General features: G+C 32.7%; 9 protein-coding genes, 1 tRNA gene, 1 other RNA gene and 1 pseudogene. 4 read left to right on the forward strand and 8 right to left on the reverse strand.

The window, feature by feature from the left end:
• Positions 1 to 5: 5 nt before the first annotated feature.
• The 3 genes from CSUIS19072_RS02060 to CSUIS19072_RS02070 all read right to left on the reverse strand — a co-directional run bounded on the left by CSUIS19072_RS02060 (position 6) and on the right by CSUIS19072_RS02070 (position 3876).
• Positions 6 to 1565: a class I SAM-dependent methyltransferase gene (locus CSUIS19072_RS02060; protein ID WP_086292930.1), complete on the reverse strand. Its 1560-nt coding sequence runs from the start codon at positions 1563 to 1565 to the stop codon at positions 6 to 8.
• Positions 1562 to 3628, reverse strand: a complete 2067-nt coding sequence (locus tag CSUIS19072_RS02065) for a motility associated factor glycosyltransferase family protein (RefSeq protein ID WP_086292928.1) — start codon at positions 3626 to 3628, stop codon at positions 1562 to 1564. The genes CSUIS19072_RS02060 and CSUIS19072_RS02065 overlap by 4 nt, the downstream gene beginning before the upstream one ends.
• A 173-nt stretch (positions 3629 to 3801) precedes the next feature.
• Positions 3802 to 3876 (reverse strand) — tRNA-Glu (locus CSUIS19072_RS02070).
• Positions 3877 to 3987: 111 nt separating this feature from the next.
• Here CSUIS19072_RS02070 and CSUIS19072_RS02075 point away from each other — a divergent pair.
• From CSUIS19072_RS02075 to CSUIS19072_RS02085, 3 genes are read left to right on the forward strand one after another with little or no spacing between them, the layout of a single operon-like run.
• Entirely contained in the window at positions 3988 to 4473 is a 486-nt protein-coding gene (locus CSUIS19072_RS02075; protein ID WP_086292926.1) for a hypothetical protein, read from the forward strand.
• Entirely contained in the window at positions 4470 to 5312 is an 843-nt protein-coding gene (nfo, locus tag CSUIS19072_RS02080; protein ID WP_086292925.1) for a deoxyribonuclease IV, read from the forward strand. The genes CSUIS19072_RS02075 and nfo overlap by 4 nt, the downstream gene beginning before the upstream one ends.
• Positions 5313 to 5321: 9 nt before the next feature.
• On the forward strand, positions 5322 to 6257 hold the full coding sequence (locus CSUIS19072_RS02085; RefSeq protein WP_236847914.1) for a methionyl-tRNA formyltransferase: 936 nt from the start codon (positions 5322 to 5324) through the stop codon (positions 6255 to 6257).
• 19 nt (positions 6258 to 6276) lie between these two features.
• Here CSUIS19072_RS02085 and CSUIS19072_RS02090 read toward each other — a convergent pair whose 3' ends face one another.
• On the reverse strand, positions 6277 to 6705 hold the full coding sequence (locus CSUIS19072_RS02090; protein ID WP_086292923.1) for a hypothetical protein: 429 nt from the start codon (positions 6703 to 6705) through the stop codon (positions 6277 to 6279).
• A 46-nt stretch (positions 6706 to 6751) separates the two neighbouring features.
• On the opposite strand from CSUIS19072_RS02090, the gene ffs reads away from it, so the two are divergent.
• Positions 6752 to 6849: signal recognition particle sRNA small type (gene ffs / locus CSUIS19072_RS02095), an RNA gene on the forward strand.
• 6 nt (positions 6850 to 6855) lie between these two features.
• Here the strand turns inward: ffs and CSUIS19072_RS02100 are convergent.
• The 4 genes and pseudogenes from CSUIS19072_RS02100 to dnaN all read right to left on the reverse strand — a co-directional run.
• Positions 6856 to 8067: pseudogene (locus CSUIS19072_RS02100) on the reverse strand (HD domain-containing protein); the annotation flags it as partial.
• Positions 8067 to 8510, reverse strand: coding sequence for a preQ(1) synthase (gene queF, locus CSUIS19072_RS02105; RefSeq protein WP_086237543.1), 444 nt, complete (start codon positions 8508 to 8510; stop codon positions 8067 to 8069). The gene queF and the pseudogene CSUIS19072_RS02100, both read right to left, overlap by 1 nt.
• 8 nt (positions 8511 to 8518) lie before the next feature.
• Positions 8519 to 10843: a DNA topoisomerase (ATP-hydrolyzing) subunit B gene (gene gyrB, locus CSUIS19072_RS02110; RefSeq protein ID WP_086242414.1), complete on the reverse strand. Its 2325-nt coding sequence runs from the start codon at positions 10841 to 10843 to the stop codon at positions 8519 to 8521.
• 8 nt (positions 10844 to 10851) lie between these two features.
• Positions 10852 to 11922, reverse strand: a complete 1071-nt coding sequence (gene dnaN, locus CSUIS19072_RS02115; RefSeq protein WP_086237541.1) for a DNA polymerase III subunit beta — start codon at positions 11920 to 11922, stop codon at positions 10852 to 10854.
• Positions 11923 to 11941 lie beyond the last annotated feature (19 nt).

Consider the following 11941-nt stretch of genomic DNA (forward strand, 5'->3'; position numbering starts at 1 on the left):
AGAGTTTAATACTCTTCTAGCATTAGGGTATTTATAAGTGAAAGCTTGATAGTCTCAACCGCATTTTTGAAATACTCATTTTGCTCTTTTGAGCTTTTTAATAATATAGTTTTGCCATCTTTTTGAATAGTTGGGATTAATTTCTCTTTTTCAAATTTAGCTTTTATATGATCTTGAATATCTTTTATAGTGTGATTTCCATCAAACATTAATGTAAGCTCTAGCGTGTGCTTATCAGCGTTTAATTTATCATTAGATGGAGTTGCTATGCCAATTGATGAGTTATCATTATCTAAAAAATATCTTAAATATGGCTCATAAGCTTTTTTTAATCTAGTTTTACCAGGCGTGTATAATAGCTTCTTATGTGGCTCACAAGCTATGCTTAGAGCGTTATTTGTAACCGTTCTAATATCATAATACCTAAATACAATATCATCTTTTTGATACACAGCCTTAATCTCATCAAAACTCATAGTCGCTGGAAAAGCCTCATTTAAAGCTTTAGCCAAAGGCTCGATATATGTATCTTTAGCTGAATTTAATAGCTCAGGTGAGGGCTTAATGAGCTTAAAATATAAATTTGGAGCGAACTTCGCCTTATCATAATCGCTTGTTGCTAGTTTGCTTTGATTTTGCGATTTAGTAAGGATTGAGCTTCTAAATCTAATAGAGTATAGAAAATCATAAGCTTGATTAGCCGAGATATAATCATCAAATGATAGCTTAAAATACTCACTTATAGCACCATCTGGCAAAAATGATGGGTCAAAATGATAGGTCGCATCTGCTACATAGCAAAGCCCATTATCACCAGCATCAGCTACAAAATCTAAAAAATAAAACGGCTGATTACAAATCTCCATATATTCGTGTGCGACATAGCTTTTAGGGTAGTTTTGAATGTGATTTATATACTCTAAATTTAAGTTCTTAATATGAGTAGCGCTTGATTCATTTGGACTATACTTAGCATAGAAGGCTTTTTGAAATTTAATAGCATTTAATCCAGACTCAAGATCAGCTACATTCCCGCTATTTTTAACCGCACTAAATCGCATAAAATCACGCAAAGGCTCTACATATTTCCACCCTGGATAGCAATTATAGCTAATAAATGCCACGCCATTTGGACTTAATAACTTTTGACAACTTTGTAAAATCGCACTTCTTACAAAATCAGGCACCCAGCTATAAATTCCATGACAGATGATATAATCAAACTCAATCTTACCGCCAAATTCACTCACAAGATTACAAATATCCATCTCAATTAGCTCTATATTTTTACAGCCTATGCCTTGGGTGGCAGCTTTGCCAATGGCAATTTGCTCGCTACTTAGATCGATCCCTATGAAAGTTGAATTTGGGTGATTGATGGCTTGACCGATGATATTGCCACCCATCGCACATCCTATCTCTAGCACCTTAGCATTATATGGATCAGTAGCGGCTAAACCATGAAATCTAGCCACCGCACAAAGATAATCTATACTAGTTTGAGCATATGAGTATGAGTTGTAAGTATGCTCATCATAAGTGGATTTAATATCGCTATTTATCATTGTTCTAAGAGCTTATAACTATCCATAAATCCACTAGCTGCGTCAGCTAACTTGCCTAAAGTCGCATCAATGCTACCAGCTAAGCTAAAAATCCAGTAGCTCTGACAAGATACCCACTCAAATAATTTATCATTTTTCTCCTCATCACTATCAGCTCTACGAGCGGAGATAACAGCAAGTTCGAGCTCTTGGCTATTTAGCATCGCTCCGCAAATCCCATAAAATGAAGACATAAATACCCTATCTTTAAAGACATACTCTTTTAACTTATCAATCTCAAATGATAACTTTTGAAGCTTATTATAATTGATTTTATCTTGTTTATTTTGCTCTTTTAATTTTTTAGCTCTCTCTATCTCTTTGGCGATTTTGAGATATAGCTTTTCGCATTTTTTTTGGATTCTATTACCAGTTTTGAAAATTCCAGTTATATTTTTGATCGCTTTTTTTAGGTGTTGCTCTTGCTTTTCTTTGCTAATTGGCGAAATTGGCTTGAAGCTCTTTTTTTTGCCCTTAGCGATAATCTTATCAGCCATCTCTTTAAATGGAATTTCAGTTGTTCCTTCTATTCTTGCTCCACCTTCGGTGCAGTTATAGAGCTTATAGTTTGGATCACTTCTTTGAAGCATTGCGATATTATGCTCGAAATATTGTCTAAATAAATTCCATATAAATGTAGTTTGAATTTCGCCTTTACCGCCGTATTTTTGCGTCATTATAGGTATCTCTTCTACGGGAATTTCAGTCTCCTTAAATATATGTCCCTTAGAGTGGCTAGTGCCATCTTCACCATAAGCTAAATCCTGACCTATTAGCATTACATCTTTACAATTTAACGCTTGAGCGATATTCCACGCCATATGAGCAGCGCTCTGTCCCCCGCCGATATAGCCAAATTTAAAATCTTTAAAGCTCATCTCATAATTTAGCGGCCTTAAAGCATAACAAACATCTTTATCATGTAAATTCTCAACTGACTCATGATGCGTAAGAGAAGCCACAACAAATATAATCCCATCATCAAATTTAGTTCTAGCAGGTTTAAAAAAATCTGGAGTAGGAGGAATTCTCTCTATTGATGTTACATAATCAGGCTTAATCCCATGCTCTTTTAAAATTGGATAACTCGCATCAACTGCTATTATAATTGTGTATGGAGCAAGTTTTTTAAGTATTGGTAGCTGCTTATGAAGCGATGGGCCAGTAGATACGACTACGGCTGAGTCTATCTTGCCTTTGCGTCTATTTATAATATCTCTAAGAGGTATAGCACCAAATACATCTGGGAGATGCTGGGTGGTTTGAATCATTCCTAAAAGACAATCTTTAGAGTCATTGCCACGCTCATATAGGGTTTGGACGATTGCTTTTTGCATAGTTTTATTTAATTCTAAGATATTCTCTTGATACTTTTCATTATTATAATAATCATCGATAATATGCAAATTATAAAGCCTAAAGCTATGAAATACATCAGGCATTTTGCAGATGATATAAAATTGCAAAAATGTAACCTTGTGCGAATCTAAAATAACAAGCCTATCAGTAAAAATATCCCTAGAAAAGTCAATCAAGCTAAGTGCGGCATATAAAATTTCAATCTCTGGCTCGAAGACAAATATCTTTTTATGCGTTGGATTAGCCAAGATAGATTTTAAGAAAACCCCATTGCCAATTCCATAGATAAAAAGCGCTCTATGCCTAGCATACTCCTCTTCAAATTCTATAATTTTTTTCTCTACATCTTTGGCTGGACTCTCATATAAATACTCTTTGGTATCAAGATTTACGATATTTAAATCTAGCGGATCCTTACCCATAAAAACGCCAAATTTCTTATTCTCTTCAAGTCCAAATAGAGTAAGCGAAGTATCAATAGCATAAGGCATCATCGCAGTTATATTTTTATCTAAAGTGGTAATCTCTTCTTCATTTTTGATCTTATCAGCGATTTTAGAATCTAACTCTTTAAATTTTCTCTCATCTTCTGTTAGATCTCGCTCATCTTTTTTTGAGATATCGTTTTTTATCTCATGAATATCTTTTTTGTTACCATTTTGCATATTTTTCCTTTTAAATTTAGCTTTATATCGGCATTTTTGAACTTTATTATAGTAAAATTTGGCTTAATTTAAAGAATAAATATATAATTAACTTAGGGCTAATGAATTTAAAATAAACTAAAAAAATATTGAGAAATGAAATATAAAAAAGATTTATAAAATAAGAATATAGGTGGTGACCCCTACGAGACTCGAACTCGTGTTACCGCCGTGAAAGGGCGATGTCCTAACCGCTAGACGAAGGGGCCACTGCGGTTGCGTGAGTGGAATTATATAAAAATCTTACTTAAATGCTACTTAAAAATATTAAAGATTTACAAAACAGATATATAATTTAACAAATTTGAAAAAGGCTTACTTTGAGTATATATAAATTTAGCTTTAAAATCTCTATTTTGTCAGCATTTGCTACACTATTTTTAGGATGTTTTGCCTATCAGCCGCAGCACTCTAGTAGCGTTTTATTTAGTTTTATTACGCCTAATTTGCGTATTAGCGATGCTGGATTTATACATAAATATACTAATCAAACTCAAATTCAAATCTACAATAGCGGGGCGTTAGTTTTAAATTTAAAACTAGCTGAAAATATCTGTATTAATGGGGTTTGTAGTGATTATCAAAGCTTTAATATAAAATATCTAAGATCAACTCACTATGATGAGATCTTAGATAATATCATATCTAAAATTCCAATCTATGATGGGGCAAATTTTCAAAAAACTAATTGCGGATTTGAGCAAAATATAGCTAATAAAATGATAAAATATGAAGTTTGCGATAATTTAGTTAAATTTATTGATAATAAAAATATGGTAAAAATCATAATAAGAGAGTTACAATGAAGCGTATCGGAGCCCATGTAAGTGCAAGTGGTGGAGTGGCAAATGCGGTGCAAAATGCCCTAAATATCGGAGCGGACGCCTTTGCTTTGTTTGTTAAAAATCAAAGACAATGGAGTGCAAAGCCACTAACACAAAGCGATATTAATGAGTTTAAATCAAATTTAAATAAATCCAATATAAAACCAGAGCATATCCTAGCTCATAATAGCTATTTGGTAAATTTAGGTCATCCAGATCCACAAGCTAGGGCTAAGAGTTTTGACTCATTTTTAGATGAGATTAAAAGGTGCGAAGCCTTAGGGATTGAGCTTATTAACTTTCATCCAGGCTCACATCTAAAGCAAATAAGCGAAGATGAGTGCTTGGAGTTAATAGCACAACAGATGAATGCTCTACTTCAAAACTCATCAAATATCAAGCTAGTTATCGAAAATACCGCCGGTCAAGGTAGCAATCTAGGATATAAATTTGAGCATCTAGCAGCATTGATTGCTATGAGTAAGGATAGCAGTCGTGTAGGCGTATGTATCGATACTTGCCATCTATTTGCTAGTGGTTATGATATTAGAGATGATGAGAGCTATGCTAAAACTATGAGCGAATTTGATAAGATAGTTGGGTATAAATACCTTAGCGGAATGCATATAAATGATAGTAAAGGAGCTCTTGGCTCACGCAAAGATCGCCACGATAGCTTAGGAGTGGGGCTCATTGGCAAGCAAGCCTTTAAATCCATTATGAATGATCCTAAAATCGATGAAATTCCTTTGATTTTAGAGACTATTGATGAGAGTATTTGGGCTGATGAGATTAAGATGCTTAGAGATTTTATAGATTAATTTTTGGAGGTGTATGATGAATTTAGGGGGGGGGGTACAAACCTTAATAGAAATTTAAAAATCGGCTACTTCGCTGATGGGATTTGGTCTCATAATGCTTTTAAAATAATCATTAAAGACCCAAATATGCAAATTGCTTTTATCTGCGTTAGAAATGGCTCAGATGATAAAATTTTAGCTGAATTTGCCAAAGATTATGGGATTGAGATTTTAAAACATAAAGATATAAATTCGCTTGAGTTTATATCCAAAATTGCTAAATTTAAGTGTGATATTTTGGTCTCTATGTCATTTGACCAAATTTTTAAACGCCAAATTATAGATCTAACACCACTTGGTGCGATCAACTGCCACGCTGGTGCCTTGCCATTTTATCGTGGTAGAAATATCTTAAATTGGGCTTTGATAAATGATGAAAAGAGCTTTGGTATCACTGTGCATTATATAGATGAAGGAATTGATACAGGCGATATAATTTTACAAAAGCACTATGAGATTAACGATAGCGATGACTACTCCACACTGCTACAAACGGCTCACAACCAGTGTGGGTATGTTTTATATGAGGCTTTAAAGATGATTTTAGGTGGAGATTTTAAGCCAATTAAGCAATCAAATATCGATAAATACGGCTTTTACTGCACACAAAGAAAATTTGGCGATGAGATGATAGATTGGAATCAAAATAGCCGTGATGTGTTTAACTTTATCCGTGCGATCACTCATCCAGCTCCACTAGCAAGGGCTATAATAAATGATAAAGAGATGAAAATAATAAAAGCAATATATCATCAAAATGCTCCAACATATAAGTGCGTAAATGGCGCTATAGTGGGGATTAGTAAGGATAGATTTTGGGTAAAATGTGCTGATAAGGCACTAGAGATTACTGAATTTGAGTATGAAGGTAGGATTAAAATCGGCGATAGATTTAAAATTTCTTAATATTTTAGCGATTGTGATTTTAATTATGTGAGTAAATTCTAACCTCATTTAGGAAAAATTCATACACCTGCTGCTGAAAGATAGCATCAACCTCATCGCTATTAATCATCAATCTTCTAAGGTGTTCAAAATCAATTTTTTTGACATATCTTTTGATTAATTTTAACTCATAATCTATATCTTTTAATAAAATATCCAAATTTAGCTTACTGCCTTGAGTTGCCTTATCTACATACTCTTTTATCGTTTGGACTAAGATGTGGATTCTCTTCTCATCATTGCCATATATATCTTTTGCTATATCTTCTACTTCGTAATAATCACTATCTGATATACTCTTTTTAGCAATTAGTATAGCGGTTAAAATTTTAGCCCTAAACTCTAAAGAGCGATAATGTGGGACAAAAAGCTCACGAAAAATAGATAAAAAATTTAATTTATAACTCATCATAATCCTACTTTAAGTAAAATATGGATATAATCTTATCCGCCTTTCCTTAGACCTGTGCAATGCTTTTAAAAAGCACCGCTTCAGGATGGGAACATAGCAGAGCACTTTTTACAGGTGTGTGCCGCAGTCATCTGGGGAGAGGTTTTTTATACCGAAATACTCCATAAAATCTATACAAATTTGATTAAAATCCACCCCTTCGATTTTTGGATTTCTTTTAAATTTAGCTCTTATATTTTGAAAACCTTGGACTAAATCTTTACTCTTTACACCATAGCTTATAGATAGCCCCGCCTCCACAAAAGCAGCTAATCTATCGCAATATTTCAAAGCCTTGCCATCAATGCTATTATACTCATCATCATTTACATTACTCATACTTCCATGATATGGCTGTGGAGTTGTGCGGCAAATTCTGTTTTCAAATTCATCTTTTTTAAGCACTCCATTATCATTTCTAACGCCTAAAATATAGCTAAATTCATCTCTAAAGCTTTGTGGGACATATGGGAGAATTTTATCTTCAATCAGTCTCATCTCATACTCGCTAATTATCTCATTTAACCCATCAATGCCATATTTAACAGGGCTTATAATATCACGAGTTAGGCTCTCTGGTAAATCGTGGAATAAAGCACAATAAAAATTATTTTCTAATCTTTTTGAATTTGCCCCAACTTTAAGTGAATAAAAATAACCAAATATCGCCACAACAAGCATATGCCCTAAAACTGCAGTTTCTGGAATTCTACTAGTTTGTGCCCAGCGCTTTTGAAATCTCAATCTTCCGCTTAAATCAACAATACGAGCTAATTTTTGATTCATCGCAATTTTCCTAACACCAATTAGCTCATAATAATCCTCTAACTCCTCATCTACTTGCTGTTTTAACTCATCGATATTATTTAAAAATTTACTAGTTTGATATACGATACTAAATTCCCATTTTGTAGCTAGATAGCTAGCAGCTTTTAAGATTAATTTCTCTTTTAGATGAGATTTATCATCTATAAAATTCCTAAATCTTTCTAGAAATTTACCCCCATCTATATCATCTATTAATGGCTCTAAATTCGTTAAAACCCAGCTATTTATCTGAGAAGCTTTGGTCTTTTGAATGTGATGAAAGACATCTGGGCGAATATCAGTAACCACAACTCTACTTAAAAACTCAAACACCCCACCTTCGATTATATATCGCATATCTATATTATTTTCAAGCTTAGCGATAAAATAGGCAATGATAAATTTATGAGCTTGTTTATCTAATTCTAATAAATCAACCATTTTAGGGTAGTCATTCCACCTTGAGATATTGGCCGCTTTAAAAATATGCTCAATAAGCCTTGGGTTTATCATTAGTTAAATTTCCTAGTACTTTGGAATTCAATAGAGCTTGTATCATATTTTTGCTCTCTTATCATATTACTATCTACTTCTATGATTGTATGGACATTACCCCTTGGATTAAAATCACCCACAACTCTTAAATATTTTGGTTTTAACTTACTATCTAATGTATCATAAATTTCATTTATACTAGCTTCGTGGCTGATATGGCGATTTAAAAAGCTATTGATATATAGTTTTAAAGCTTTTAACTCTACTACAAATTTATCAGGAACATATGTAAGATAAATTGTAGCAAAATCTGGATAGCCACTCCTTGGACAAAAACAAGCAAACTCAGGTAGTGTAATTTTAATAGCGTAATCTTTATTAGCACTATTTGGCCATATCTCAAAATCCTTATCAAGGTCAAATTGGGCTATGATTTTTTCACCATATTTTAAATTTTGCATACCTATCCTTATACATCTAAATGCTTAACATCTTTAGCATGAGCTTGGATATACTCTCGCCTTGGCTCGACCTCATCACCCATAAATAGCTCAAATATATCACTTGCACTTTGCATATCTTTGACATCTATTTTAAGCAAACGGCGATTTTCTGGATTCATAGTAGTCTCCCAAAGTTGCTCTGGATTCATCTCACCTAAACCTTTGTAACGCTGGATATAAGCACCTTTTTTCGCACTTTTTTCGATATTTTCTAAGATTTCTAAAGGATCCCCATTAAGATCGATCTCACGCTCTTTCATCTTAGAGTATATATGAACTGCCTCAATGTATAAAGGATTGACAAATAAAGAGTCATCTATAACTAACTCTTCAAGTCCGCTTGGTGTTTGGACATAAATTCTAATCTCATTTTCATTGACATATGAGTTTAAAATATTATAGTTTTGACTATCTAGCTCAACTTTTATAATCTCAAATAACTCTTTGAAATCTTTGCTTATAATATCTGGATTTTCTATCATATATCTAATCGCACTTAGGACATTAAAACGCTTTTTAAGCTCATTTAAAACCGTTCTATATGTACTAATTAATTTTAGATAATCTATCAAATCATTACTACCAACTCCTTGGAAATCTTCGCTCTCAATGCCAGTTTCTATAAGGAATTCATTTAAGGCTTTTTCATCTTTTAAATAAATTTCTTTTTTGCCTTTTTTATATCTATAAAGTGGTGGCTGAGCTAAATAGACATTTCCATTTTCGATAATTGGTGTAAGAAATCTAAAGAAAAATGTAAGAAGTAGGGTTTGGATATGGCTTCCATCGACATCAGCATCAGTCATAATGATGATTTTATGGTATCTTAGCTTACTAGCATCAAACTCATCACCGATACCACAACCAAATGCGGTTATCATATTTTTTATCTCTTCGGATTTTAAAATTTTATCAAGCCTACTCTTTTCTACATTTAAAATTTTACCACGAAGTGGCAAAATAGCTTGAAATACTCTATCACGACCTTGCTTTGCTGAGCCTCCAGCAGAATCGCCCTCAACAAGGTAAATTTCGCTCTCACTTGGATCTTTGCTTTGACAATCAGCTAATTTACCAGGCAATGTTCCAACGCTATTTAAACTATCTTTTTTGCGTGTTAAATCTCTTGCTTTTTTAGCTGCTTCCCTGCCACGAGCTGCCATTAGAGCTTTATTCATAATGGCTTTTGCTTCGTTTGGATTTTCTTCAAAATATTTACAAAGCACTTCAAAAGTCATCTTTTGGACTATTGGTTTTACATAGCTTGAGCCAAGTTTGCCTTTAGTTTGCCCTTCAAATTGTGGCTCTGGAACCTTGACGCTTACAACAGCTATAAGACCTTCTCTTATATCATCTCCAGTGATTTTAGTATCTTTTTCACGAGTAGCGGCATTTGCTGCTATGTAGTTTGTAATAGCTCTAGTAAGCCCAGCTCTAAATCCAGCTTCGTGAGTTCCGCCATCAGGGGTTTTAATATTATTTACAAAGCTTAATAAATTTTCGCTATATGTATCATTATATAAAAGAGCAAAATCAACTATAACATCATCTTCCCCACCGCTAAAGCTCACAGCTTTGCTTACTGGATTGCTCTTATTCATATCAGTTACAAAGCTCTCAAGTCCGCCATCAAAGTGATAACTCTCTTTAAATCCATCTCTTTGATCTTTGAAATTTATAGTAATTTTTGGATTTAAATATGCTAATTCTCTAAATCTTTTGGCTAAAATTTCTCTATCAAATTTAGTTATTTCAAAGATAGTATCATCAGGCCAAAACTCTACGCTAGTTCCAGTTCTATTTGTAGTTTTGATAACTTCTAAATCGCTTTGAGGTATGCCTTCGGCGAATTCTTGGCGATGAAGTTTGCCATCTCTTTTTATATTTAAAACTAATTTTTTAGATAGAGCATTGACAACTGATACACCAACTCCATGAAGTCCGCCTGATACTTTATATGTATCTTTATCAAATTTACCCCCAGCGTGCAGAACGGTTAAAACCACAGTCGCAGCTGAAATTTTCTCAGTTGGATGAATATCTACTGGAATTCCCCTACCATTATCTGTGATTATAGCTGAGCCTTCATTTGTAAGCTCAATATCGATAGTATCGCAATATCCAGCCATTGCTTCATCTATGGAGTTATCTACTACTTCATAGATCATATGATGAAGACCATTTATATTAGTATCGCCTATATACATTCCAGGGCGTTTTCTAACGGCTTCAAGACCTTTTAAAACCTTGATATTTCCAGCGCCATAATCTTTTTTTTCTAAATTTTCCATCTTAATCCTTAAATATTTATAGGCATTATTATTGTTTTTAACTCTTCGCAACTAAGCACAAATGGAAGTCCTAAATCATTATAAGATAGAGTAAATTCGCTATCTTCAATGCTTGATAAGAAATCAAGTATAAATCTATTTTTTACTCCTAATATTATATTTTCTTCTATATTAAATTTTTGTTCTATTATGGTTTTTGCTTCGCTATTATCATTATTGATACTTTCAAATGATATATTTTCTGGAGTTATTGTAATTTTTATAATTTCAGATAGCATTGATATGGTTTTAATGCCTTCTATCATTTTTTCACGATTTAGTGTTATATTTATTTTAGACTCTTTTGGTATTACTCTTGCGTAGTCTGGATAGCGTCCATTTATCAATTTTGTGAAAAATTCGAAATTTTGGCTAATTGCGATAAAGATATTTTCATCATAGTAAATTTCGATATTTTCATAGAATATTTTTTGAATTTCAACTATAGCTTTTTTAGGAATTATTATACTAAATGGTTCATTTTCTGATTTTATATCTAGTGTGTATATGCTAAGTCTTTTTGTATCTGTCCCGACTAAATTTATATTTTCATTTTTAATATCTATTAATGCACCTGTTAATTCTATTTTGGAATTAGTATTTTCTATTGAATTTGTGATTTTCTTTAAACTTTTGCTTAGATTTGCTGCGTTTATATTAAATCTTTTTTTATTTTCAATTGTTGGGAAATCTGGGAAATCATCAGCTTTTTGCATAGGTAGGCGATATTTTGAATTATTTTGTTTTATATATAGATGGTTTTGAACTGTCTCTAGCATAACTTCGCCATCTTTTAAGCTTTTTATAATATCAAGAAGTTTTTTACCATTTGCAGTAGCTATACCTTCATCAATTATATTTACATTTGAAGCTTTATAGCTTAGTCCAATCTCATTATCTGTAGCTTTGATTGTTAAAAGAGAGTCTTTAGCACTTATGAATATATGAGATGTGATTGAGCTTAGATCTTTTTTATCAAGATATGAACTTGTGTTTATTATTATTGTTTCTAAGATATTTTTTTTGATTAAAACTTTCATTTTTTGCCTTTATTTTTAA

This window comes from Campylobacter sp. RM19072, assembly GCF_024723485.1.
Lineage (GTDB): Bacteria > Campylobacterota > Campylobacteria > Campylobacterales > Campylobacteraceae > Campylobacter > Campylobacter porcelli.